General features: G+C 45.9%; 24 protein-coding genes and 2 pseudogenes. 9 read left to right on the top strand and 17 right to left on the bottom strand.

Annotated features, from left to right (window positions below; genetic code table 11):
• Positions 1 to 158 precede the first annotated feature (158 nt).
• Complete coding sequence (locus M0R33_RS19715; RefSeq protein WP_292573448.1) at positions 159 to 1,946, bottom strand: hypothetical protein; 1,788 nt, start codon at positions 1,944 to 1,946, stop codon at positions 159 to 161.
• Between the two features lie 307 nt (positions 1,947 to 2,253).
• On the opposite strand from M0R33_RS19715, the gene M0R33_RS19710 reads away from it, so the two are divergent.
• Together M0R33_RS19710 and M0R33_RS19705 are read left to right on the top strand one after the other, a co-directional pair.
• Positions 2,254 to 2,967, top strand: coding sequence for a response regulator transcription factor (locus tag M0R33_RS19710; protein WP_292573446.1), 714 nt, complete (start codon positions 2,254 to 2,256; stop codon positions 2,965 to 2,967).
• A complete protein-coding gene (locus M0R33_RS19705; protein WP_292573444.1) occupies positions 2,964 to 4,334 on the top strand; it encodes a HAMP domain-containing sensor histidine kinase in 1,371 nt (456 codons plus the stop codon). Before M0R33_RS19710 ends, M0R33_RS19705 begins: the two co-directional genes overlap by 4 nt.
• A 163-nt stretch (positions 4,335 to 4,497) precedes the next feature.
• Here the strand turns inward: M0R33_RS19705 and M0R33_RS19700 are convergent, their stop codons facing one another.
• From M0R33_RS19700 to M0R33_RS19670, 7 genes are all read right to left on the bottom strand, one after another.
• On the bottom strand, positions 4,498 to 4,800 hold the full coding sequence (locus tag M0R33_RS19700) for a hypothetical protein (protein ID WP_292573443.1): 303 nt from the start codon (positions 4,798 to 4,800) through the stop codon (positions 4,498 to 4,500).
• A 1-nt stretch (position 4,801) separates the two neighbouring features.
• A complete protein-coding gene (locus M0R33_RS19695; RefSeq protein ID WP_292573441.1) occupies positions 4,802 to 5,110 on the bottom strand; it encodes a hypothetical protein in 309 nt (102 codons plus the stop codon).
• Between the two features lie 80 nt (positions 5,111 to 5,190).
• The gene (locus M0R33_RS19690) at positions 5,191 to 5,958 is read right to left on the bottom strand and encodes a hypothetical protein (RefSeq protein ID WP_292573439.1); all 768 of its coding nucleotides are present in this window, start codon (positions 5,956 to 5,958) and stop codon (positions 5,191 to 5,193) included.
• A 25-nt stretch (positions 5,959 to 5,983) separates the two neighbouring features.
• Positions 5,984 to 6,913, bottom strand: a complete 930-nt coding sequence (locus tag M0R33_RS19685) for a site-specific integrase (RefSeq protein WP_292573437.1) — start codon at positions 6,911 to 6,913, stop codon at positions 5,984 to 5,986.
• 109 nt (positions 6,914 to 7,022) lie between these two features.
• Positions 7,023 to 7,523: a PcfJ domain-containing protein gene (locus M0R33_RS19680; protein ID WP_292573435.1), complete on the bottom strand. Its 501-nt coding sequence runs from the start codon at positions 7,521 to 7,523 to the stop codon at positions 7,023 to 7,025.
• A gap of 2 nt (positions 7,524 to 7,525) precedes the next feature.
• Positions 7,526 to 8,032: a DNA repair protein RadC gene (gene radC, locus M0R33_RS19675; protein ID WP_292573432.1), complete on the bottom strand. Its 507-nt coding sequence runs from the start codon at positions 8,030 to 8,032 to the stop codon at positions 7,526 to 7,528.
• Between the two features lie 363 nt (positions 8,033 to 8,395).
• Positions 8,396 to 8,803 carry a DUF2787 family protein gene (locus M0R33_RS19670; protein ID WP_292573430.1) on the bottom strand — a complete coding sequence of 136 codons (408 nt, stop codon included), beginning with the start codon at positions 8,801 to 8,803 and terminating at the stop codon, positions 8,396 to 8,398.
• A 344-nt stretch (positions 8,804 to 9,147) separates the two neighbouring features.
• On the opposite strand from M0R33_RS19670, the gene M0R33_RS19665 reads away from it, so the two are divergent.
• Together M0R33_RS19665 and M0R33_RS19660 are read left to right on the top strand one after the other, a co-directional pair.
• Positions 9,148 to 9,714 carry a hypothetical protein gene (locus M0R33_RS19665; protein WP_292573428.1) on the top strand — a complete coding sequence of 189 codons (567 nt, stop codon included), beginning with the start codon at positions 9,148 to 9,150 and terminating at the stop codon, positions 9,712 to 9,714.
• A gap of 466 nt (positions 9,715 to 10,180) precedes the next feature.
• Positions 10,181 to 10,660, top strand: a complete 480-nt coding sequence (locus M0R33_RS19660; RefSeq protein ID WP_292573426.1) for a hypothetical protein — start codon at positions 10,181 to 10,183, stop codon at positions 10,658 to 10,660.
• 167 nt (positions 10,661 to 10,827) lie between these two features.
• Here the strand turns inward: M0R33_RS19660 and M0R33_RS19655 are convergent, their stop codons facing one another.
• Both M0R33_RS19655 and M0R33_RS19650 read right to left on the bottom strand, forming a co-directional pair.
• Positions 10,828 to 11,991, bottom strand: coding sequence for a pyridoxal phosphate-dependent aminotransferase (locus tag M0R33_RS19655; RefSeq protein WP_292573424.1), 1,164 nt, complete (start codon positions 11,989 to 11,991; stop codon positions 10,828 to 10,830).
• 18 nt (positions 11,992 to 12,009) lie between these two features.
• Complete coding sequence (locus tag M0R33_RS19650) at positions 12,010 to 12,138, bottom strand: hypothetical protein (protein WP_292573422.1); 129 nt, start codon at positions 12,136 to 12,138, stop codon at positions 12,010 to 12,012.
• A gap of 114 nt (positions 12,139 to 12,252) precedes the next feature.
• Between M0R33_RS19650 and M0R33_RS19645 the strand changes: the two genes are divergently transcribed.
• A complete protein-coding gene (locus M0R33_RS19645) occupies positions 12,253 to 12,414 on the top strand; it encodes a hypothetical protein (protein WP_292573420.1) in 162 nt (53 codons plus the stop codon).
• 160 nt (positions 12,415 to 12,574) lie between these two features.
• Here the strand turns inward: M0R33_RS19645 and M0R33_RS19640 are convergent, their stop codons facing one another.
• Together M0R33_RS19640 and M0R33_RS19635 are read right to left on the bottom strand one after the other, a co-directional pair.
• Positions 12,575 to 13,810, bottom strand: coding sequence for a DUF3592 domain-containing protein (locus M0R33_RS19640; protein WP_292573418.1), 1,236 nt, complete (start codon positions 13,808 to 13,810; stop codon positions 12,575 to 12,577).
• A gap of 128 nt (positions 13,811 to 13,938) precedes the next feature.
• Complete coding sequence (locus tag M0R33_RS19635) at positions 13,939 to 15,192, bottom strand: DNA/RNA non-specific endonuclease (protein ID WP_292573416.1); 1,254 nt, start codon at positions 15,190 to 15,192, stop codon at positions 13,939 to 13,941.
• A 129-nt stretch (positions 15,193 to 15,321) separates the two neighbouring features.
• Here M0R33_RS19635 and istA point away from each other — a divergent pair.
• Both istA and istB read left to right on the top strand, forming a co-directional pair.
• Positions 15,322 to 16,849 (top strand): annotated as a pseudogene (gene istA, locus M0R33_RS19630) (IS21 family transposase).
• Positions 16,846 to 17,705, top strand: a pseudogene (gene istB, locus M0R33_RS19625) (IS21-like element helper ATPase IstB). Before istA ends, istB begins: the two co-directional pseudogenes overlap by 4 nt.
• A gap of 306 nt (positions 17,706 to 18,011) precedes the next feature.
• Here the strand turns inward: istB and M0R33_RS19620 are convergent.
• Positions 18,012 to 18,737: an N-acetylmuramoyl-L-alanine amidase gene (locus M0R33_RS19620; RefSeq protein ID WP_292573413.1), complete on the bottom strand. Its 726-nt coding sequence runs from the start codon at positions 18,735 to 18,737 to the stop codon at positions 18,012 to 18,014.
• Between the two features lie 189 nt (positions 18,738 to 18,926).
• Here M0R33_RS19620 and M0R33_RS19615 point away from each other — a divergent pair, with 189 nt between their 5' ends.
• Positions 18,927 to 19,310 (top strand): hypothetical protein, encoded by a 384-nt coding sequence (locus M0R33_RS19615; RefSeq protein WP_292573410.1) that lies wholly within the window; start codon positions 18,927 to 18,929, stop codon positions 19,308 to 19,310.
• Between the two features lie 139 nt (positions 19,311 to 19,449).
• Here M0R33_RS19615 and M0R33_RS19610 read toward each other — a convergent pair whose 3' ends face one another.
• The 4 genes from M0R33_RS19610 to M0R33_RS19600 form a co-directional block, all read right to left on the bottom strand.
• On the bottom strand, positions 19,450 to 19,812 hold the full coding sequence (locus M0R33_RS19610) for a hypothetical protein (protein ID WP_292573408.1): 363 nt from the start codon (positions 19,810 to 19,812) through the stop codon (positions 19,450 to 19,452).
• A gap of 100 nt (positions 19,813 to 19,912) precedes the next feature.
• Entirely contained in the window at positions 19,913 to 20,155 is a 243-nt protein-coding gene (locus M0R33_RS24475) for a DUF6868 family protein (RefSeq protein WP_366044328.1), read from the bottom strand.
• Between the two features lie 131 nt (positions 20,156 to 20,286).
• Complete coding sequence (locus M0R33_RS19605; protein ID WP_292573405.1) at positions 20,287 to 20,763, bottom strand: DUF3368 domain-containing protein; 477 nt, start codon at positions 20,761 to 20,763, stop codon at positions 20,287 to 20,289.
• The gene (locus M0R33_RS19600; RefSeq protein ID WP_292573402.1) at positions 20,760 to 21,011 is read right to left on the bottom strand and encodes a UPF0175 family protein; all 252 of its coding nucleotides are present in this window, start codon (positions 21,009 to 21,011) and stop codon (positions 20,760 to 20,762) included. The genes M0R33_RS19605 and M0R33_RS19600 overlap by 4 nt, the downstream gene beginning before the upstream one ends.
• 365 nt (positions 21,012 to 21,376) lie before the next feature.
• On the opposite strand from M0R33_RS19600, the gene M0R33_RS19595 reads away from it, so the two are divergent.
• The gene (locus M0R33_RS19595) at positions 21,377 to 22,246 is read left to right on the top strand and encodes an integrase (RefSeq protein ID WP_292573400.1); all 870 of its coding nucleotides are present in this window, start codon (positions 21,377 to 21,379) and stop codon (positions 22,244 to 22,246) included.
• The last annotated feature ends 55 nt before the right edge of the window (positions 22,247 to 22,301 follow it).

Raw genomic sequence — 22,301 nt, 5'->3', positions numbered from 1 at the left:
GAGGTTGACAAACACACATTCATTTTGAGACTCGGAAACTCAAGAATTTTTTGAACTCTACAGTGATCTTAAGTTGATGTCACAGTACAAACCATCGTAAAGCGTACTTTAAATTGTCCCGTTAGAAACCAACAACCGACAACTCTTTCTTGACATATTTATTCTTGCAGTAAACGATTCGCCGCACCTGTCGTTGGCGGGCACTCGGAAACGGCTTTTGCTAATCCAGGTTGCGCGATCCCATCCACACTTCGAATGATTTCAACTTCCTTCGGGACATGGTTATACCAAAATATCCAATGGCGCCAGGTTGGCAGTTCACCGTTCAGTCCCGTTGGCCCGTACTGACATTGAAGGACAGGTTGACCTCGGCTGTGCAAGCTATTCACCGCCTCCCGATATTTCTGGTTGCGTCGGTATGCGTCTTCATTACCATTTCTGATGACGCTGTAAGCAGAAAAATCTTCTCGTTCCAGCAGCCAGCCATTTGGACCTTCCATCGGGTTTACAGCCCGTCGCATAAGTTCCTGCTCCTGTTCGTGGCGTCGCAAGGCCAACTCTCGAGCAATGTCCGTATCGATTACGGGATCCGACTCGGCTAGTACGGGAGAGCTTTTCATGCTCGGCACTAACTGTCCTGTCGTAAGGGCGATTAATTGTTTACCAAGTTGCTTTGCCGTTTCACTGGAACAAACAGACTCTGCCAGAAAATTCCTCAGTAATGCCTCTCGTTTGAATATTTCAAAGGCGGGTTGTAAGATCGTCTGAAACAAATTCTCGGGTGTCTTGTACTTCTTAGAAAAAAAGACATCAAAGATCATTTCTAATCCCTGAAGGGTCGATCCGTCCTGGGCCAAATCAAGCATTTGTTCGTACTTAGGGAGAAAAAGGGGATCCATATAAACGACCGTTGGTTCGCCATCCTTCCGCCAAGGCCCATATCCTTCCCGCACATACCGCTGTGTTCTGTGCGATGCCTTTTTCGATGGCAAGAATGACTGGCATACGTCGTTAAAGGCGTCGACGTATCCCACATAAATCGATGCAGCTTCAAAAGGATCATTTACGCGCGTGAATTCACCATCGAATATCATGCGAACGATGTCTGCTTGTTCGAACTGATCCCAAAATTGACTGTTGCGATAAACCAGGCCTGAGGTACGTTTCTGATTGAGATAAGCAATCGCGGCATCCCTTCTTGTTTTTTCCGCAGCTTCCTCACGAGCCTTTTTGCGCGATTCATATTGCCGATAAAGCTGTGGTATAGAGATCGAGTCAACAATCGACTTAGATCCAATTGCTCCTCTCTCAGAACTCGCCTCCTGGACACTATTCCAAAATTCGCTGGCATCTGCACCAGGCTGCCCTTGCATTTCATAAGCAGGTCGGTATTGGCTTCTTTCAGTTAAGAACCAACTTAGTCTATATAAGGGCTGCTCGGGTATGATTTTATGTCTAGAGCGGGAACTAAAATATCTCTTAGAATCTTCAAAATGCTGTCCGGTCGCAAATCCCATTATTTGCAAACTCTCAGGAGGGTTGGACCGCAGGGAAGGAAATTGTGTTTTCAGTGTGGGGAAAATTATTGCGTTGAAATACTCGATTTCAGACGGTCTAATTTTAAATGCGGGCTTATGGACCGAAAAAAGTTCCGCTTCGAATCGGTCAACTTCAAGGAAGGTATCTAGAACAGTACTGGGTTTGTGCAGTGCAATAATTGTCGATATCCAAAAACTATTCTTATCCCATTGAGGGTCTTTCCAAATCAGAGCACCGAAATAATATACTGCCCGTTCATCCTCGTAGAATTTTTTAAGCCCTCCGTACTCATTCGCCCCTTCTAGATGAAAAGTCTCGAGATGTTGTTGGTCCGTTTCTCCGTATGCTGGGCATATAATCAGACTCAGATAAATTATCGCCCATCTCAAAAACCTTACTGTCTTCATAGCCATTCTCATCCCTTATTCCCGAGAAAAGATCGAATTTTTCTGGTCCGAGACTAAAATCTTTGTATTGATAGTGCAACTAACCAATTAAGTTAGTTTCAACCCACTTCTCAATATGCTTTAATTTCGCCTAACTTCCATTTGCATTAAAGTTATTAATACCCACCTCAACGTAAGAAAATAAAGTATTTCAGTCAAGTTGCCTGCTCTGTACGTCTCTTAGCGAAGCAAGTTCAAGCACCGTTGCCGTTATTCTTTTCGAGCAGTATTGGGCAGATAATTGTTGATATTTCCCGGATTTATAATCATGGAAACACTCAATATCGGTAATTCACTGGCGGTTCTCAGTGTCGAGGATGACCCGGTTTGGTTAAACAAGATAAAGTCAGCTGCCAAAGTCGCCGGTTGGCGGTTCCTTCATGCGACAAGCATTGAAGAGGCACGCTCTATACTAATCGTCGAAACCGTAGATATCATTTTGCTAGACCGGATGCTTGGTCGACTTGAAGAAGGCCTTATCCTGGTCGACTGGTTGAAGGAAATCGAAACTCCACTGCCCGGAATCATCGTTCTTAGCTATTTAAACGAGATTGGTGAGCAAATCCTTGGTCTCGAGCGGGGTGTGGACGACTACATCGAAAAACCTTTTGACGAAGAGGCGCTTATTGCTCGCGTGAGAGCCCTCGCACGGCGGCTTACTGGAGTAAAAATGCCTTCTTCTATAGAAATGTATGGGGATCTGGAGTTACATACCAAAGCGGAGCAGGCATATTGGCGCGGCGAGCGGATTAAGTTGCAGAAAAAGTGTTTCGCTCTTCTTCGCGCAATTGCTGCTGGCGGCGGTGAGTCGGTTGCCACAGAATCGCTATGGCAGGAGGTTTGGAATGATTATCGAAGTTTGCCTCCGCAGGTCTCCGTAATGAACACTGCAATAAGCCGGATACGAAACAGTTTACGTAAACACGAACATGCTCCTCGGATATTAAAGGAAGGTCCGGGTTATAAACTAGCGCAAGAATGAAGATCCACCGCAGTCTTTTCTCAGGCCTAATTTGGCAAGCTGGTGTCCTAATGCTCCTTCTTGCTGTCATTATTGGCGGAGGATCGGTGTTAGTTGTCAAGCATGCACTCGAAGTAGCGGCGCGTGCTGACATCGAGGTCGAAGCTGCCTTCATGAAATGGACAAGTCGTAAGGGGGTTCGATATGAATCTTCAGTCCGCGGCGCCTACGAACACCCTAAAAAGCCGGGTAGGGTCTACGTCTTTGCAGATTTAAAAGGCGTACGACTCGGCGGAGGTAATGTATCTCAATGGCCCACTTCGGTCCCATTGGAGTCCGGTTGGGTCTATTTCAACGGCGAAGATATCGCAAAACATAACGGGCGATATATTGGTCTTGTCATCTCACTAATTGCGGAAGATGGGTCAAAAGCTGGCCCTATTTACAGGGGAAGAGATAGAGCCGCATACCTCCTCGTGGGTCGGCGCATTGATGCATCCGATACACTAATGCGTGCGCTTGGGCCAGGAATCTCTGCAATCGTATTACTGTCGCTTGGAGCTGCTTGGCTCTGGGTTCGCCAGCGAACAAGCGCCATTTCTCAGCGTGTTGTCGAGACAAGCGATGCATTAGCAGCTTTCGGTCGAAATGAGATTGATATACGACCAACCATTGCCAAAGGATCGTGTTGTGACGAACTCGACATCCTAAACATTCGGATTTCACAGATGATGGACCGCATCGGACGACTGATTATGGGACTCGACAGAATCAGCGAACAGGTAGCTCATGAAGTAAAGGACGAAATGGAGCAATTGAAGCTAAGCCTTGATGCAGACAAGGACCGAAAAGTCATTGACCGGCTGTCGCACACTCAAAAACTTGTTGGTGACATTCTGGAGCTTGTTCGTCTTGAATCTGGTGCAGATACCTTATCGGAGCCGTTTGATTTGAAAAACTCTGCCCGAAAGGCAGCAGACTTATACGCCGACGCTTACGAAGATGCTGGCCTTACAATCGAATTTGAGTTAGGAGATGATACACCGGCCGAGATTGTTGGCCGGGAGTCCCTCGTTATACGAGCCATCGCTGATTTACTTAATAATTCCCTTCGTCATATGTCCAACGAAGGCTATGTCCGAATCTCCCTATCGCAATCAAAATCTATTTATCATTTAGAACTCCAGGATTCGGGCGGTGGTGTTGCCGATACCAATATTGATTCCCTTGCACGTGCCTCAAGACTCAAAGGAGCCCCAAATACCTCAGGTTCTGGTCTTCGTTTTGTGCGCGCAGTAATGATTCGTCACGGTGGAAGTATTACTCTCGCCAATGCAGACGATGGTTTAATTGTCATATTATGCTTTCCGAAACCAGTCAGGATGTGATCAGATGAATATTGTCTCGGCCGAGATTCCAAAATTGGGCTACTAATTGCAAAACACTCAATGAATAACGATGGACATTGACCGTCTGGATTTGAAAAAGTCAGTGTCCGTTATGTAGAACGCTCCAGGGTCCGCTTTTGGCCGAACTTCCCAGTACACTTTGTCAATTTGAACGACAGGTATCGCGGTCTGGTTCGCTAAATGTCGCTTGAGCGTTGGCTATCAGATCCAACCTTACATTGGGCAAAATGTTGCATGTTAAGTAATGTAAGGCCCAATTCATGATCTGCGCTTTCTTGCTGTTGTGGTCTGCCTTATCGAGATAACCGATGTAGGTATCAATTTCTCGTATCGCCCGTTCGAGAATGCTACGGGCATATACCAAGGCTTCACGGGCATTTTGATGTTTGAGTTGGTTGATCATATCGGCTGCCGTGGTGTTTTCGTTGTCATCAGCTTTCCTCACATCAATAGTCTTCCGGTAACAAGAAGGTTGTAACCGACCGATCCGCTTCGGTAATGATCCAAATTTTGATTTCTTGATTAACTTGATAAGACGAAAACAAGCGGCTGCCGTTTTTTAGTGCAGTGTTATTCGTTTCAATGTCTTCGGCGTCTAAGTCTCCCCAGTCGCCGCGGTGGTGACGTCGTAATAGTTCGAGTCCCGTCATGCCAAGACTGTGCAAGGCTTCTAATGCGCCCGGCGTAGCCACTACTTGGCCCAGTTCAAATAGTGGTAACTTCGACGGTTCTGGTACTGGTTTTTTTGTGTTCATCATTTTCTCCAGACAAAAGAAAGACGCTGAAAAAAGCGTTTGGCTTTTCCAGGCGGTTAAGGTGGTTTATTGATTTGAAACTAAGGAATCTGCCGGAACTGGCAATGCCGGGTAATCGTATCGATCAAATAAATACCGCGCTTGCGACTCTGTCGGGTGTGACTGCCATCGGGCCAAAACACGGCACTACCGCCACCGCCAAAATGATGAGGTTGCCCTTGTTCATCGACATAAGATTTTTGGCTTTTACCCGATACCCCGCAGATCGCCACGGGTGCACCGCAGCCTGTACTCCAAAAATACAGAGCTTCTCGCCACATCGGCCCCGCTAGCTCAAAACTGTAGGACACGACAATAATCGGCGTCTCGACATTGGCTCCCAGTTGTAACGCTTCGGCCATCATCAAGGTACCGGTCGGTGTTGGATTTTCTGCGGCATCGGCACAGATCAACGGTATACAGGCGAAATGGGACTCTCTCGATTGCCAATCAAAGCGAATGGCTTGGTTACCTTCGGTGATCGGTTCACCCAGCCAAGCAATCCGTTTGAAATAAAGGCCTTTAATTTGGCACTGGTGGATCAGGAACACCGCATTGCGTAGCCGGTCATACTCTCGGACATAGCCCCCAGCTATAAACGCGGTATCGAGCTTCTGACGGTCTCCTTGCCGACACAGCAAACGTTGCGCTTGGGCCAAGGTTTTAGCGTTCTGGCCGGTTTGATAAAAAGGCATGCCCTCGGGGAATACCACTAAATCCGCATCGGTTGCCAAGGCCACCAGCTCAGGTATTGCCGAGGGCTTCCATAATTTATCGTCGGCATCCAGCTGCACTAACGCCAATTTCATCAGGCTGCTCCATTGCTCAGCAAAATTAAAAGGACAACGCTTGCACGGCCTGCTTTTGTGCTTTCTGATCGCGCAGATCGTAACGGGCTGTGGTTTTAATATCGCTGTGGCCTGCCAGTTGCCGTGTGGTATTCAGATCGATACCGGCTTCCAGTAAACGTGTAACAAAGGTGCGTCTGAGATCGTGGGGCCGTAGTTCGCCAATCTGTGCGTGTTCGGCCCTCTGCTGGACGATTTGGTAAATGGCTTGGCCAGTCAGTGCTTTATTGATAATCTGGCCCGCCTTATTGATCGGGTTAAAGAGTCTGCCTTCATGGTTGCCTCGTACTTGCCGCCACTGGCGAATTGCGGGCCGACTATCAGCATTCAGATAAATTTGTCGTTGCTTGTTACCCTTGCCGGATTGGACGACCAATAGTCCTGTTTTAACGTCGAAATCGTCAACAGTTAATGCCACGACTTCCGAACGGCGCAGCCCCGTACACAGCATCAGCGTCAACAAGGCGAGATCGCGTTTGCCGGTTAGGGTTTTATCGCGCCTACAAACACGTAGCAACTTTTGAATCTCCGTCACACTAAGACTTCTACCTTTGGATAAGCGACTGCCTCTAACGGGCTTTACGGCGTTGATCGACAGTAATTGGTCCGCATCAATCAATTTCAGATTGAAACAGGCCTTCATCACGCCCCGTAGTGCCGATAACGTCAGATTGATGGTATTGCCGGCTTTACCTTGCTGTTTTAGCGTATTGCGAATCTGGGCCAAGTGTTGGTAACCAATCTGCTGCCAGGGCAGGTTTTCCAGTTTGTCTTCAAATCCCAATAGCTTAACGGCGGCATTTAACGCTGATCGCATGGAACGCCTGCCGGTGGGGGCCAGATTATCGAGATACAACGTTACAGGGTCGATTGAGACTTGCACCCCTAATGGAAGACTGTTGGGCATAGATTTCATTCGGTTTCTCCGATATTTTTTAAACTAACTGATTAAGTACGCCGACCGGTGCAGAGCTTGGCTGCGGTTTAGTTGCTTTAATGAGCATTAACGCAAGTAAAATGACCGGCTATGGTTGGGCCTGTCGCAGCCAGCGCAGCACAAAATGGCGGGTTGTAGTGCGAACGGGTTGATTATTGGCGGCCACCAGTTGATCCAGTTGATAACGTTGCTTGTAAGGCTGCCTTTCGATACCCAAGGTTGCTCTTTCAGGATGTAGCACTTTGAAAATCGCGTATTCCTGGCTTTCCAATTCATGCCGATAGGTCAGGACACAGTGATGTTGCTGGTGGGCCTCTAAAAACAGCATGGAATAATCCGTCAGCTGAACAATATCATTGTGGTTTGACCATGCTAAAACCGGATGCCTGTCGTACCAATGCGTTTCCAGTTCGACTAATTGCTGTTCATTAAGGTAGGGCTGGCAAAGCTCGTAAACTGAATCCAAGTCGTTTAGATCGACCTGTTGCAAGGCCTCTATTAGCAATTCGCCGGTTTGCCGATCTACGCGGTTATTGTCAGATTGAGTAACTTGATTCGGCCATACCATTTCAATCAAGGTCGAATTCATTGCTAGATAACCCCCAGCTCGGCTAACGAGGTCACGTCATCGCCGCCCACGATAAAATGATCGAGTACATTAACTTCGATTAAAGCCAACGCCTCTTTCAACTTATGGGTAATGTCTTTATCGCTTTGACTGGGTATAGCGGTCCCCGAAGGATGGTTATGGGCAAAGATAATGGCCGCCGCATTCAGCTGTAACGAACGTTTAACGACTTCTCTCGGGTATACCGATGCAGATGCTAAGGTGCCGGTAAACAGCTTTTCAAAGGCCAATATGCGATGCTGGTTATCCAAAAATAAGGCCCAGAAGGTTTCGTGTTCAAAGCCCGCCATCTGCGCAGGTAAATAAACAGCCGCATCGGTCGGTTTCGTGATGGCTTTACCCCGTGCAAACTTAATACGGATCAAACGATTCGCCATCGCCACAATATCCTCCGAACTAACCGGACGATGGGTTTCATACAGACCTCTTCCTTCGCTGGCGACAAAACCGATTCGAGAATACGAAGACATGAAGACTCCTTACTAATAGAAATTAGCAAACAAAGTGAATGAAAAAACTGAAAACTCAGGTTCTGTACTTAAGCAGGTAGGTGTGGGTAGGTAATAACCAATGCCGGTTGAAATCGTGCTCGTGCAACAAAGAACAGCTGCTTTTCAGCAAAAAGTGATGGTCCATTCTTCGACTAAGAAATCCGGTAAGGTTTGCAGCAACAAATTTTGGCTTACTGTAGATTTTTGATGAAACGGATTTGCCTGCACGAATGGGTAAGACACGCTGATAATCTGCTCAAGGATGACGGCAAAGTCACGTATCGATACGCCCTCGACACGGTACTAGGCTAAGTCCCGAAAAAACCTCACTACAAACAAAAATCAGCGGCTAGACGTAGACACTTCAAAGATCTGACGTTCGACATATGAGCAGAAGTTGGCTTGCCAAATTCGGAACAATGAAGCACCCCGTTCAATCGGGAACTCACGGCCCATATGTTGAAAGACGCCACGTTCGAAATCAAAATCAATTTCACGGTCCAGCTCGGCAAATGATCCTGACCCGTAATAAGCAAAGTCGGTGATGTACAAGATACGACCCTCTGCATCGACAGCGATTTCCACAGGGTGGTAGCCGCCACTTTCCGCACTATAATCAGGATCACGGAAATTGAGGGTGGCACCCGACGAAATATCTAAATCTGATTTATCGAGTTTACTTTGTAAAATAGTCACTAGTTTCTTGCTGATAGAAAACGGATAACCTGTAGTTTGGATTTGTATTGACATAAATTTCTCACACAGCAAAGCACGGCAAATAAATTAATAATTGCCGACTTAATTAAAATATTGAATTTAAATTATAGTGAGCCTTTTGACGACTCAAGTGAATTGTTGCGCTATAATGCTATTTTCTAATAACCAGAAAAACACACGCAGTGATTATTATTTTGCAATAACTTTGAGTTTTGTCAAATATTATTTAAATAAGTATATTGGATAAATAAAGTACTGCCATATTTACCAATAATTCTGAATCGCTTGCAGAATTGATGCTTAATTCATACTCCTCCAGCCACCACAACACGAATACTCAAGATTATTATTTATAATTTATTAATTAGGTAGCGTCCATGGCGAATCAAGAAGACAACATCAAACCCAAAAAAACCAGGTCAAAGACAAGATATGAAAAGGAAGGTTTAGTTAGAGTTGAAGTTGACCTAGATTTCAAAACATATCTATTTTTATTAAAATTGGTAGAAAAATCTGGATATGAAATAGATACCAATGTCAATAAGCGCGAGCACCCAAATACAACCAGAGGCATAACAGGTGTAATTACTCAAAGTATCGTTGAGATGTGCTCAAAGTATTTTTTCAATAAAAATGAAAATACAGAACCAGGACTAGACAATAAACAACAACAAGCATACATATTCAAAAACAGAATAAGAGCCATGAAAATAAACAATATTTCTAATGACGAAATATTATCAACTATAAGCAAAAAGATTCCTAGCTACTTAACGATCACAAAAAAACTTAAAATAGAATTTGATAGCAATAAGTCATCTGGAGATCCAATTCCTGTATTTAAAAAACCGCAACTATCCCGGGCAATCACGAATGATTTAGAAAAAAGGAACCTAACAAAATTAATCTTTCCAAAAGAAGAAGACACTGAAGATGATCAATAGATTTGATTTACATTGATATCAACAAGCTAATGACACAACTTTACATTTACAAAAACGAAAAAACAGAACAAAACCCTTGTTTGTTGCGTTAAAGACCACTATAGAAGGCAACGATGAGGTAATTTGAGAGAAACCCATGTCCAGTTGGTGAGCGTATTATCATACATGTACAGTTTTTCTAAACTGAATTTTTTTGGCCCTAAAGCCCATCCAAAAAGCTACCGGTAGCTTCTTTACCAAACGACTACCGGTACTTACTCAGTTGCTTAACAACTTACCGGTAACCATATTTTACGTCTACTTGCAGCTTGATAAAAAAGGCACCGGTGAGTTTCGGTACCGGTAGTCCAATTTTTTCTAAAACAAGCTGTATTTAATGCTTTCTTGTAAAGGTAATTCGTGCAAGCAGATTTTTTATTCAATTGCGCGCACTCCCTTTTAACTTAAAACATTTGAGGTAAAAACGATGGCTAAACCGTTTAATAGAAATATTAACATCAGCATTGATTTGAATGAATGCAATCCGACAGTCAGTTGGAATGTAGTTTGCGATAGTTCTAATTCATTGATTGCAGAACTGAACAAAGACAACCCTTCAGTATCTGATATATTGAATCTGACTAATTTGATGTCAACGACAAAAGGATATCAACGTTTAGGATATAAAAGTGGATTGGATTTTTTCAATGCACATTTGAGCGACAAACCTTGGAATAAACCTTTATTTTTGGCATGCCATAAAGTTTCAATTGTGGCTGCCAAATTGGGGTTTTCAGTTACTCAAAACACCTTTATGTCATTTAAAGCGTTGACTCGAGTTTCAATTAAATATATTGACAAGACAGTCGAGTTGGCCCGTAAAAAGGATAATAACCCAGTTCCAAGCGCGGCCGCAATTATGGAGGTGATTAATAATCATCCACAATTTTTGAAAAATCATAAATAAGCGTAAAGTAGATCTTTAAACACAGGCCAACTCAATTCCCTTTCTGCGCTAGAAAGCGGGATGGTTTGGCCATTTTCATGTTTAAATTCCAAGCAATTAATACATTCTCCCCGAAAAATCGAAGCTCAAAATAGTTAACGATTCCGTACTTCTAAATTCTGTGTATATCAGGAGCTCAGCTCCGTTAATCCCGCAATTAACCGTTGGATTGCATCGAACGCTTGTTCTCGATTCAACATCCCGTAAGATATTCGCAGATAGCAACCGTCCTGCATACCAAAAGCACAGCCCGGAATGGCAGCTACTTTGAATTGCTTAATTAGACATTCTGCCAATTCAAGATCGCCTAATGATGTTTGGATTTTGAGCAGCAAATAGAATGCGCCTGTCGTCACTTGAACTTGGCAAATCTCTGCAATTTCCTGTAATTGTTTTATTACCTGCAGTCTAATCAGCGCAAGTTCCTGCAATTGCCGCCGGCAATAATCGGCACCGGTTTCAAGTGCGCCCATCGCCGCTACTTGTGTGATGGCCGGTGGACAGATCAAATTGGTATCTTGAATTTTTAGCATCGCTGGTAGTAATGCTTCCGGAAAAACGGCATAGCCCACCCGCCAACTGGCAAAACCATAGGCTTTCGACAACGAGTAAAGACTAATCGTATGTTCGCTGGCCGAACTTAAACTGGCCGGGGAAAAATGCGTTGCGCCATCGTAGGTGAAATATTCGTAGGCCTCATCGCTGATATGGTAGATACCATGTTTTTGGCACAGTATGTTGACCTCTCGCAAATCTGTTTCCGGATAGACTGCCCCAGAAGGGTTATTCGGAGAAACGGTTACGATAGCACGCGTTTTTTTCGTAATAGCCGCTTGTATTGCTGCAAGGTCGAGTTGATAGTCCTCGCGGGTAGAAACCGGCACCGGGATGCACCCCTGCATTTGGATTGCCATTTCTTGATTGAAGTAGTACGGCATCGGCAAGATGATTTCATCGCCTGGATCGGTAATCGCCATGATGACATTCAAGAATGCCATGTTTGAACCCGCTGTCACCATGACTTGGTAACCCCGGTCGCAACCGATGTGATTTTCTTCCCACAATTTGGTTCTGATGAGCCCTAACAGCGCGGGATGACCTAGAGGTGATCCGTACAAGTGATCTCCGAACTGCGTGCCAAACTTTGTGATAGCCTGCATAACAGAATTCGGCGGAGGATAACTCACCATGCCTTGACCCAGCGACAGTGTGCCCGGCGTTTGTCGAGTCCAGTTGGCGATCACTGGAATGATGGGCGTTTGTACGCTTTGAAGTCGGAAACTATTCCGCATAAGACCTCGAATCTAGGGCTACTCGCTCATCCGTTTGACCGGCAGGCAGGCCTGCTGCTGAAAATGATCCATTACCTCGCAAAATAAACCTCCAGTCTGATCCTGTTGCAAGGAAAAATACTCCAACGCCTTCAAAATTTGCTTCAATCATTGTTTCTATTTATGAATTAATTAATCCAATGGGTAGCATATTGTAAACTTATTAATTCGCGATATAGTGAAGCCAAGATCATTCATAACGAACTAGTGCAGGTAACGCGGATGAACAAGACACGTGTAATGTATCAAAACATCACAGCTAGCCTGTTTTTCTTAGCTGGCATTCTTAGCGTTGTCTCGGGAGAGTTTGTCCTATCGACCATGCTGTTTGGAACCGCATCACTAACCAGTAATTTGCGCGTCGCTAAAGCCGTTCGTTTTTAAGGTTTTGTGTAACCTCCTCGTTGTATTTTCGGCTCCCCTCCTGGGCCGAGCATTCGATAGCTCCTGGTAGTATGTTTACCAGGGGCTTTTTTTGCACCCGAAAACCCGATAGTCGGAAATTAGGTCAATACGCAGGTGACGGGAAACGATATTAACCTCTTCACTCTTCCTCTGAGGTATCAGACAGAGCATGGCGTTTCAAATAGTCGGCTTTAATCTTTGCCATCCCTTGTCTTTGTTTTTGCTGCTGTCGCAACACAAACAGCACAAGAACACCCGCCAATGCGAGATGCAAAAATCCCAAAATACCAAGCACCGTTGCGCGCGGAAAGTCGATATCGCTCTGCACCAGTACACTCTGTTGACTATCAGGAAGATAATAGACTGGCACAACATCATCGCTAGTCAATCCAAGCGAAAAACCGGCAAAATCTTCAAATTCAATGCGAGCCGTATCGGCAGGCTTAATACTGATACGCCTCCTTGCTAATTCGACGACATTGTTTGCATCTGAGGTTGGGGCAATTACCTTGCCGTTAAGTTGGATCGCAGCCGACTTAACGTTTGCTAAATAACGCACTGAGATCGAGTCACCCAGTGTGGGCATGGCTCGGCGGTAATCGCTGATAAAGACAACATAAACGTCATTTGCAATAAATCCAATAATCGGCGCGTAGTAGGTAATGAATTGAATATCATGACTGACCGTATCTTCTTCTCGTCGTGTTTCCTCACTGACTGAAATTACCACACCCTTCGCGCTCAAGCCCTCGGCCTTAAACTGCTCATTCTGGTCGCGTACTTGTAGAGTCGCTAGCAATAATCCCACGCCGATCAAAAAAACGACGAAAGCCGCAAATAATGCGACTTTACGGCTAACCTTAGTGGAGGACCACCCGCGTAGTATCGTTGTTAAATGGCCTTGTCCGGCCTGTTGCCTGGACCGCCAAGCGACAAAACGACGGCTTTGAAGCCAACGAATAATAGTCGAGACTAACGCACCCAATCCGAACAACAATGCCCAAAAGCCCAAACCGGCATCATGACCGAAGTCACTTGTAGCACGCGCTCTATGGGGATTGCTGGGCAAATAACGCAGCGTGACTGGATCCACTATCTCGTAGTGTTCAGCATTTTGGCTGTCACCTTTAAATTCAATCGTTTGTTGGTCAGGTAAACTGAATCGAATGGTTGGGATTTGTTTTCGATAAACCTGCGAGCCTTTTGAGGTTGCGGATGCCTCTATTTGCAGATCGATGATCTCCCCGTTGGTTTCAATGCCCTCATTTAGTAATTTGTTTTCTTCAAGATGGTTATCCCAGGCCCAAACAGCAAAAAAGAGTACCACCGCGCCTAACGTGATTGGATGACCAAGTATGCGGAGTACGCGCATCATGTGTAAGTAACTATTGAGTTATGTGGGCGCGAAAAAAGATTCGCTATTACAGCCACATGAATCTCCGACGAATTCAGGTAATAGCTCGCATACTGACGTCGTCGCACATTCGTTCCCCGGCATCGCAATCAGCTCAAAGTATCGCGCGGCGTTAAAAACACGACGGGTTTTCCAGTACGTACCATATGTTGATGATAAATCACCCTGTCAATTCGAGCGCCGTTGGCGTCGAATAACGTGATGACACCTTTTGTATTTGAAAGCAGTATCGGGCTGACGTCGTTGAGCATCACCGACTCGCCTGGATTCATGACTCGAGTCTGCGGATCAACCAATAGGTTATCGATCAGTAAGGTTCTATTTGAGCTATCTGATAGCGTCCAACCGCTAATATCGATAACATCGCTGCCGAGATTGATCAAAGAGACCCATTCTCGATGACTGTCCGCACCTTCGGGGTCTACCATGGCCGCTGCAATGAAAATATCCACGATATCGTCGTTAATGGTTTGCCTGGTTTGACCGCTGGCAACAATATCTCCCGGCCCCGAAACCTCAATACGCTCCGGAAGATGCACGACATTCTCGTTAGGTTGAGGGCTATCGGGCCAAAAATATAAGGGATTCGCATGATAGATGCTGTCGTCGAACCTGAGGCCGGTCAGCAGCTCGATCTCGGTAATCGTCACTTGATAATGTTCGTTGTTATAAACGGTGCGTCCCTTTTTATCGTTTAGCGTTTCGGTGTCTTGATACATGATGAATGATCGCACGTCCAATCGACCGGTGTCTTTGTTGACAAAGCAAATAACTTTGAAAAAACCGGCGGGAATTTTGGCTATGGAATGGCCGGATGGTTGTAGAGTTCGATCGAAATCGCCGTAGAACGGCCCGGAGAACGATGTGATTTTGTTATTACTATCCAAATTTAGAGTATGCACCCAGTCTTCCAAAGCCAACCATTCGTCTTGATTCAGATTTTCATGTTGCAGGCAGCTATTGGAGAAAAAGAAGGTTTCATCGGCAGCAATCTGCGCCTCTCTGGCGGTATCCCCCCAGGCCGCCGACATTCTTTCAGCCATATGCCCACGATCCCAAAAATTGTTTGCATAGTAAGCATCGTCCAGTTGGTTTTCGGCACCGATACGAGGATCGATACGCCAGCGGTCGCTTCTACTGGTGCTTTGAAATTTGGTCTGATCGATATTCAAACAAACGATCAGAGGTGAGCGTTTGATTGCATTACCATTCATGACTAATGAATACGTCGGATAGTCAAACACTTTCCCCGCTTCGTAGACCTCGGAAGAAAGGTCGATAGAGAAGGTTGGAATGGGCAATACAATGCCATTACCTAAAAAATCTGCTCGATAGCCCGTCACGTTAACCTCCGGATGTTGGCGCCGATTGAAAATTGATCATTTTAAGGGGGCTGTACCGATCGAAAATTGACCAGGTAATCCACGTATCCTGCTGTGATTTTAGGCAGGAGCAAAACCCGAGTGCATTACATGTCAATGTTCGCAAAAGTTCGTCGGTTGTTTCACCGCGACCACCTTACTATCAGTGAAATTCAGCGCCGGACCAGTCTGTCGCGTAATACCATCAAAGCCTGGCTCAAGGAAGGCAATCCAGATAACTACAAGTATCCCAAAAGACCTCAGGTAACCAGCAAACTAACGCCATTTATCCCTACCTTGTTACTGGCGCTGGAAGTGGATTCAAGGCGAGCTAAGCGGGATCGACGCACCGCATTGATGCTGTTTGAAGCGATTAAACAGGAAGGCTACACCGGTGGTTATTCCATCCTGACGGATTATGTCCGTCATTGGCGGGATGATTCCAGCACATGCAGCCGATCCGCTTACGTGCCGCTCAAGTTCGCATTAGGCGAGGCTTTTCAATTTGATTGGAGCGAGGAGTGGTTGGTAATCGGTGGTATTCATCGCAAAATCCAGGTCGCTCATACCAAACTGTGCGCCAGTCGGGCCTTTTTCCTGTCGGCTTACCCCACCCAAACCCAAGAGATGCTCTATGACGCTCACAGCAAAGCGTTCTCGGCGCTGGGTGGCATTGCCAAACGCGGCATATACGACAACATGAAAACGGCGGTCGACAAGGTCACCAAACGCAATGGCCGTGTCGTCAATGCCCGCTTTTTTGCGATGACGGCACACTATTTGTTCGAGCCTGATTTCTGCAATGTGGCATCCGGTTGGGAAAAAGGCATTGTCGAGAAGAATGTGCAGGATGCCAGGCGCCGGGTGTGGATCGAGGCCAAAACCCAATGCTTTTCGTCGTTCGCAGAGCTTAATCTCTGGCTCGATGCGCGTTGTCGTGCGTTATGGTTAGCCGTTGAGCATCCGGATTATCCGGGCATTACGGTGGCTGAAGTGCTGGAGCAAGAACAGGTTTACCTAATGCCAATGCCCACCCCGTTTTGATGGATATGTCGCACTGTTAGCGCGTGTCTCCAGTACCTGCTTGGTAACGGTAGAACGTAATCAATACTCGGTGCCCTGTCATCTGGCCAACAGCAAGGTTACCCTGCGTCTGTATGCCGATCGACTGGCTATCTGTACCGAGCAGGCTGTCGTGGCTCGGCATCCACGCTTGCTGTCCCGTGATCAGGTCAGTTACGACTGGCAACACTATATTCCGTTGATTGAGCGAAAGCCGGGCGCCTTGCGCAACGGTGCGCCCTTCGCCGATATGCCGTTATTGTTGATCCAATTACAATCCGCGTTACGGCACCGCGAGCGACAACAAGGTGATCGGATCATGGCAAAAGTGTTGGCTGCTGTGCCAGGCCATGGTTTAGAAATCGTACTGGCGGCGGTCAAACAGGTCTTGGATTCGGGCGTTACCAGTCTCGAACAGGTGCTCAATGTGCTCTCTCGACTAAACGACTTAGCCGCCCCGGAACCTGTGGCAACCGCGCTAACGCTCAGCATAGAGCCGCTCGCCAATACGGCCCGCTATGACGACCTGCATCCGCAAGAGACAGAGCCGCAGCACGCACAAGAGGCGGTCCTATGACTGACATTATTGCGCAACTCAAGGCTCTCAAGCTGTATGGCATGGCAGACTGTTATGCCGATATTCAATCCAACCACCTATCGCCCCAGTTATCCGGCACCGCCGAATTCCAGGATGCCACGACCTGTTTACTCCAACAATTACTGAAGGCAGAAGCCACCGACCGCAGTATCCGCACGATCCGTTACCAGATGAAATCGGCTAAATTCCCCATCCACCGGGATTTGTTCGGCTTTGACTTCGCACAATCCAAGGTGGATCCGTCGCTGATTCAACAACTGGCCACGCTGACGTTTACCGATGCTGCACAGAACCTGGTTCTGGTCGGCGGCACCGGCACGGGTAAAACGCATCTCGCCACGGCTCTGGGCGTTTCCGGCATTCAGCATCACGGCAAACGGGTGCGATTCTATTCCACTTTTGAATTGGTCAACGCCTTGGAGCTGGAGAAAGCCGCTGGCAAACCAGGTCGCTTGGCGCTTTCCCTGATGCAGGTGGATTTGGTGATTCTGGATGAATTAGGTTATTTGCCCTTTTCACAAGCCGGCGGCGCACTGCTATTCCATTTACTGTCAAAGCTGTATGAACGTACCAGCGTCATTATCACCACCAATCTGAGCTTCTCGGAATGGAGCAACGTTTTTATCGATACCCAAAGGGCACAAGTGCCAAGTTGACCACGGCATTACTGGATCGGCTAACGCATCATTGCCATATCATCGAAACCGGCAATGATTCTTTCCGTTTCAAGCAAAGCAGCGCCATTGCCAAGCAGCGTATCCAGTCCAGAGAATCGACTAAACAGGCACAGCCGATTATTGAAAGGATAGAAACAGGCGCGCAAGAATTAAGATGAATTGTTGTCTGCTTTAGAACAGTTTCAAAAGTAAAAAAGGCATTAAAACCACCGCAGTCTGGTCGACTAATCCGATGCGGTGGTGTACGCTGAAACACTATTTCCCCTGGTCAATTTTCGATCGGTACAGCTGGTCAGTTTTCATTCGGCGCCAACACTCCGGACACAAGTTGAATGAAAGGATGGGAGACTAACCACCCGTGTTAGTGGTTTCGGCGTAGCCTCTTAGAGTTGCTAACTTGGGATGGGATAATTTTAGCTGTTTCGCCAAGTTGCCGATGGCAACCATACGAGCAGAGCAGATCCTTAGTCAAGTACCTTGCAATCTCTAATGCCTTGAATAATGGCTGACGCGATACGGTGTCGTGTCGAGAACTGTTCCAACATTTTCTCGTCGTTTCGATTAACGATAACACCTGCTTCAATTAAGACAGCTGGCATATTTGTGGTTTTTAAGACCGCTAAATTGTCATAGTAATAGACCCCGTTTTGCTGATCCGCCCATGTGCGGTTTTCGCCGGCAATCGGTTCGGCATGGTGATGGGTGGGCGTAAAGCCTTTTTGTCTGAGAGCTTGGCCTATCATGCGAGCGCAGTGCAAGCTTTTTTGGAGCTGTGGATTTTTTCGCGATACAAACAAAGAAAAACCAGAAAACTGATCGCAGTAAGGTCTATCAATGTCTTGCCATCGCCAGATTTTAAAATACTTCAGTTGCGCGGAATCATGATGAATCGAGACAAAAAATCGCGCATTCTGGGCATTTGCGATGGCCGATCTTTGTTTCGCATCGACTATATCCCCATGTTCACCAATAGAAAACGACATGATGTTATCGGCCGATAAAACCTGTTGGAGGATTGATGCTAGATCACGATTGAAGTCAAATTCGGGCTTGCCACGGGCACTCGTCGCGCCAGGATTTTGTTTGGAATGCCCAATATCAACAGCAACGCTGTATGTGTTGGCTAAACAACCTTGATAAACGCCGATAAGCAGCGCAAGCATTAGAATTTTTAATTCATGCAGGTTCATTATTTCCATCTTCAGTGTCAACGCAGCATTCTTTACGACCATCATCGCTAAGCTTGAATACTATTGCACCATGTCTGCAAATCCGCTTGGGTAGCAACCGCCACCAAAGATCACTTTAATTAAGCACTGTTTAAGCTACCAGCAGCATAATTTTTGCCAACTGAATCAATTTCCAAAAAGGAGTTTCCCATGTTCAGAAAGTCATTCATTTTAATTGCTGGCGTGTTGTTATCATCAACAGCCTTGGCAGACCGGGATGATTGGGGTGGACATCACCATCGGCACGGTCATCATCACGGTTATGGCAATCCTTATTATCGGGAAGAAATCGTCTATATGCCACCCGTAGTACAGTATGTGCCGCAACCGGTGGTGGAATACGTGCCGGTGCAACCACGCTATTATGCGCCACCGCCTCCTGTCAGCTATTACGGCTACGATCAGAGGTCACCACAAGGTTTGTTGGGCGGTATGGTGGGTAGTGCTGTGGGTTATGAAATGGGCCGCGGTGACCCGTTGGCTGCCGGCATCGGTGCGGCAGCCGGCGCTTGGTTTGGTAATAGCCGCTATTAAGGGCTATTCATTAACACATTACCTCAACAGGGCAAGCAATCTTGAATGTGACGTTTATAGAAGCGATTTTTAGAGCTCATATTCATAAATGCGGCAAAAATAGCAGCAAGCCCAACAAACCGCGCACTGCCTGATTTAGCTATTGGGCGTCGTCAGGCATGTCCGGCGCTTTCCATGAGCCTCTTTTCTTGGCATCCGTGATGGTTTTCCAGCCGTTCGCAATCTCCTCCTGAGACACGCCAAAACGCCCCAAGATTGAATCCGACATAGACTTTGCCGGCGATTCTAATGGCGTTACTACGCCGGGATTCCCAGTCGTAGGTTGCACCTTTGGAAAGACAGACACATTGTTCGAAATAGGTTTAGCACTGGCCTTTGCACAACGACTAGCATCATCGGTATACATTGTTTTGCCATCAATAACGCATTTGACGGGCTCTGCCCAGACGGTTTCAACTAATACCAACATCATCGGAATAATCAATATATAAGCCGCGTTCATCGGATATGCACCATATCAAGCGTTGCAGGGATATATCGATTTGCGAACCGAGTTTGAGTTACGTAACGAAACATTTGATGATCTTAATATATAAGCGGCACTAGCTTACAAGACGTAGCGCGATATACGGTACCAAGTTAAATAACATGATACCAATCTTGTAAATAGCCATCCCTAAATAGTGAATGCCATCAAACTGTTCTCTCTTGATCGAAAACCAACGGCTGTGCAACGCATAGATCCGGCCCCGTGCAAAGTGAAACGCCAAAAACCAGAGCGTAACCAGCCCATAATTTAGTAACATACTGTAAAGCAAAAATTGGGTAAGTGTGTGCACGCTCATAGTCATTCGCTCCTCATCATGTGTTGATTAGCAGCTTGATTTTGAATGAGTTTTTCAACCAGTTCAATAGCAAGAGCGGCTGCATCGTATTTGGCGAAGTCAACAAAACTCATTCGAAGCTGAACCGCTTATTAGCTTTCACCCGCCAATTCGAGCACGGTGGCAATCAAGCTAGAGTTCAAATAAATATCCGATTGCTCAATTTGGCTGAGTAAGGGTTTCACTTCCGTCACCAGGCCTTTGGCCTTGGCAGCAAGCAAGATACCCAGCGAACCAATAGTGTCGATTTGATTGATCTTTGCCACTTTGCGGCCCCGTCGGTCATCGATCAGTAATTTGTCCGCCGATAGCTGTTTGTAAAGCACCATCGCCTCGGTTTCTCCAGCGTCGGCAAAGGCATCCAAAAACACGTAGTTGCGTAAATCAACTTGATGAACCTTGCCTTGCAAAAAGTGCTTGAGGGCTTGTGCCTGGTGTTTATCGGGCTTGGTTGCTTCTAAATAGACCGATTCCGGTACGGCCACACGTGTGAACAATGCCTCCAATAAATGCAAGCTATCGCAGATCGACAACGCTACCAATGCGGAACAATCCGCAACCAAAATCATACCGACTGCATCCCCGCGAGTTCGTCCAACAATTCTTGGGGACTAATGTCGATGACAGGGACTTGATTTTGTTTACAGGCTGCCATGAAGTCGTAAATGTCCAGACAAGCCAGTTCGGCTGCCTTGGTGATGGTAACCTTGGCATTTTTAAATAGCCACAATGAATAGCTCAACCGCATGTCTTTCTCGATGTCGGTGACCGATTGAAAACTGACAAAATCGTTGGGGAGATCGATAGCTATTTGCATAGTGTTTTCCTTAAGCGTAAATTTGACGCCAAAATCTATGTTGATCGAAAATGAATTGTAATTCAGACAATGCATTTCCGTAATGTAACTTCTTCGATTACGCAAAAAACCTTACGCGAGATTTACGCGACTTAGTTATGCTCAGTTGTGATTTGTCGTGTCGCGTAGACAGACCAGACAAAGTTTAAAAACCAATTAAAACAATAATTTACGAAATTGCAATTGCACTTTTAATGCGATGGTCGTGCGTTCGAATCGCACACGACCCACCATCAAAATCAAGGGCTTACATGTAACTATGTAGGCTTTTTTTGTTTATAAGCACTTTTCGTTCACAAATTATTCACAGTGAACGGGAAAAACTTATGGCAACAATTCGAAAATTACCAAGTGGTTCTTGGCAAGTTCAAGTTAGACGCAAAGGCGAATCGCCAACTAGCAAAACTTTTTCCTCAAAAAATTTAGCTGAACAATGGGCTAGATCAATCGAAAACCAAATTGATAGAGGAATTTTTGTTGATCGAACAGAAGCAGAAAGAACAACTTTAGGCGAACTAATCGACCGTTACTTGTTAGAAATTACGCCAAACAAAAAAGGCGAAAAACAAGAACGTTACCGACTGCTAGCAATAAAAAAACAAATTGGTCATCACATCATTGGTGCGATTCAAAGCAAACATATTGCTTCTTATCGTGACAGTAGAATAAATGAAGGCTTGGCCAGTGCAACAGTTTTAAGAGAACTTGCTGATCTTTCGCACTTGTTCAACATTGCTGTAAAAGACTGGGGATTTCCATTAAACAATAATCCAGTTTTGCAAATAAGAAAACCTGCTAAAGCAAAAGGAAGAGATCGACGACTAACAGCGGCGGAACTCGAACGTTTGCTTGTTTCTTTAAACGAGACAAAAGAAGTTGTTTCTATTGTTCAGCTTGCCATTGAAACCGGCATGAGAAGAACAGAAATTTTAAAACTGGAATGGAGCAACATTAATTTACAAAAACGTGTTGCGTGGCTTCCAGATACAAAAAACGGCGAATCAAGAACTGTTCCTTTATCAAGAACTGCAATTAGATTGCTCGAACAGTTGCCAAGAAATCAAAAAACAGTTTTTACCACTAGGCCGGATTCTGTTTCGCAAGCTTTTCACCGCGCATGTTTAAGTGCAAAACGGCGTGCAAAACTTTCCAGGGTCCTGGGTAAAAGAGCGTTGAAAAGTTTCCACCCCAGGTAGTTCAATGACCGGCTTTTTGCCGGAGAAACCTGGAGTGATAAAAATGGATGTCATA

The sequence above is a fragment of the Methylomonas sp. genome (genome assembly GCF_023228165.1).
GTDB lineage: Bacteria > Pseudomonadota > Gammaproteobacteria > Methylococcales > Methylomonadaceae > Methylomonas.
The sequence above is the reverse complement of the archived record's forward strand: the minus strand, read 5'-3'. Positions and strand labels throughout refer to the sequence as shown.

Excerpts from the sequence above, each read along its gene's own strand:
- M0R33_RS19715 (WP_292573448.1), bottom strand. The coding sequence starts at position 1,946 with ATGAAGACAGTAAGGTTTTTGAGATGGGCGATAATTTATCTGAGTCTG.
- M0R33_RS19710 (WP_292573446.1), top strand. The coding sequence starts at position 2,254 with ATGGAAACACTCAATATCGGTAATTCACTGGCGGTTCTCAGTGTCGAG.
- M0R33_RS19705 (WP_292573444.1), top strand. The coding sequence starts at position 2,964 with ATGAAGATCCACCGCAGTCTTTTCTCAGGCCTAATTTGGCAAGCTGGT.
- M0R33_RS19695 (WP_292573441.1), bottom strand. The coding sequence starts at position 5,110 with ATGAACACAAAAAAACCAGTACCAGAACCGTCGAAGTTACCACTATTT.
- M0R33_RS19690 (WP_292573439.1), bottom strand. The coding sequence starts at position 5,958 with ATGAAATTGGCGTTAGTGCAGCTGGATGCCGACGATAAATTATGGAAG.
- M0R33_RS19685 (WP_292573437.1), bottom strand. The coding sequence starts at position 6,913 with ATGAAATCTATGCCCAACAGTCTTCCATTAGGGGTGCAAGTCTCAATC.
- M0R33_RS19680 (WP_292573435.1), bottom strand. The coding sequence starts at position 7,523 with ATGAATTCGACCTTGATTGAAATGGTATGGCCGAATCAAGTTACTCAA.
- radC (WP_292573432.1), bottom strand. The coding sequence starts at position 8,032 with ATGTCTTCGTATTCTCGAATCGGTTTTGTCGCCAGCGAAGGAAGAGGT.
- M0R33_RS19670 (WP_292573430.1), bottom strand. The coding sequence starts at position 8,803 with ATGTCAATACAAATCCAAACTACAGGTTATCCGTTTTCTATCAGCAAG.
- M0R33_RS19665 (WP_292573428.1), top strand. The coding sequence starts at position 9,148 with ATGGCGAATCAAGAAGACAACATCAAACCCAAAAAAACCAGGTCAAAG.
- M0R33_RS19660 (WP_292573426.1), top strand. The coding sequence starts at position 10,181 with ATGGCTAAACCGTTTAATAGAAATATTAACATCAGCATTGATTTGAAT.
- M0R33_RS19655 (WP_292573424.1), bottom strand. The coding sequence starts at position 11,991 with ATGCGGAATAGTTTCCGACTTCAAAGCGTACAAACGCCCATCATTCCA.
- M0R33_RS19645 (WP_292573420.1), top strand. The coding sequence starts at position 12,253 with ATGAACAAGACACGTGTAATGTATCAAAACATCACAGCTAGCCTGTTT.
- M0R33_RS19640 (WP_292573418.1), bottom strand. The coding sequence starts at position 13,810 with ATGATGCGCGTACTCCGCATACTTGGTCATCCAATCACGTTAGGCGCG.
- M0R33_RS19620 (WP_292573413.1), bottom strand. The coding sequence starts at position 18,737 with ATGAACCTGCATGAATTAAAAATTCTAATGCTTGCGCTGCTTATCGGC.
- M0R33_RS19615 (WP_292573410.1), top strand. The coding sequence starts at position 18,927 with ATGTTCAGAAAGTCATTCATTTTAATTGCTGGCGTGTTGTTATCATCA.
- M0R33_RS19610 (WP_292573408.1), bottom strand. The coding sequence starts at position 19,812 with ATGAACGCGGCTTATATATTGATTATTCCGATGATGTTGGTATTAGTT.
- M0R33_RS24475 (WP_366044328.1), bottom strand. The coding sequence starts at position 20,155 with ATGAGCGTGCACACACTTACCCAATTTTTGCTTTACAGTATGTTACTA.
- M0R33_RS19605 (WP_292573405.1), bottom strand. The coding sequence starts at position 20,763 with ATGATTTTGGTTGCGGATTGTTCCGCATTGGTAGCGTTGTCGATCTGC.
- M0R33_RS19600 (WP_292573402.1), bottom strand. The coding sequence starts at position 21,011 with ATGCAAATAGCTATCGATCTCCCCAACGATTTTGTCAGTTTTCAATCG.
- M0R33_RS19595 (WP_292573400.1), top strand. The coding sequence starts at position 21,377 with ATGGCAACAATTCGAAAATTACCAAGTGGTTCTTGGCAAGTTCAAGTT.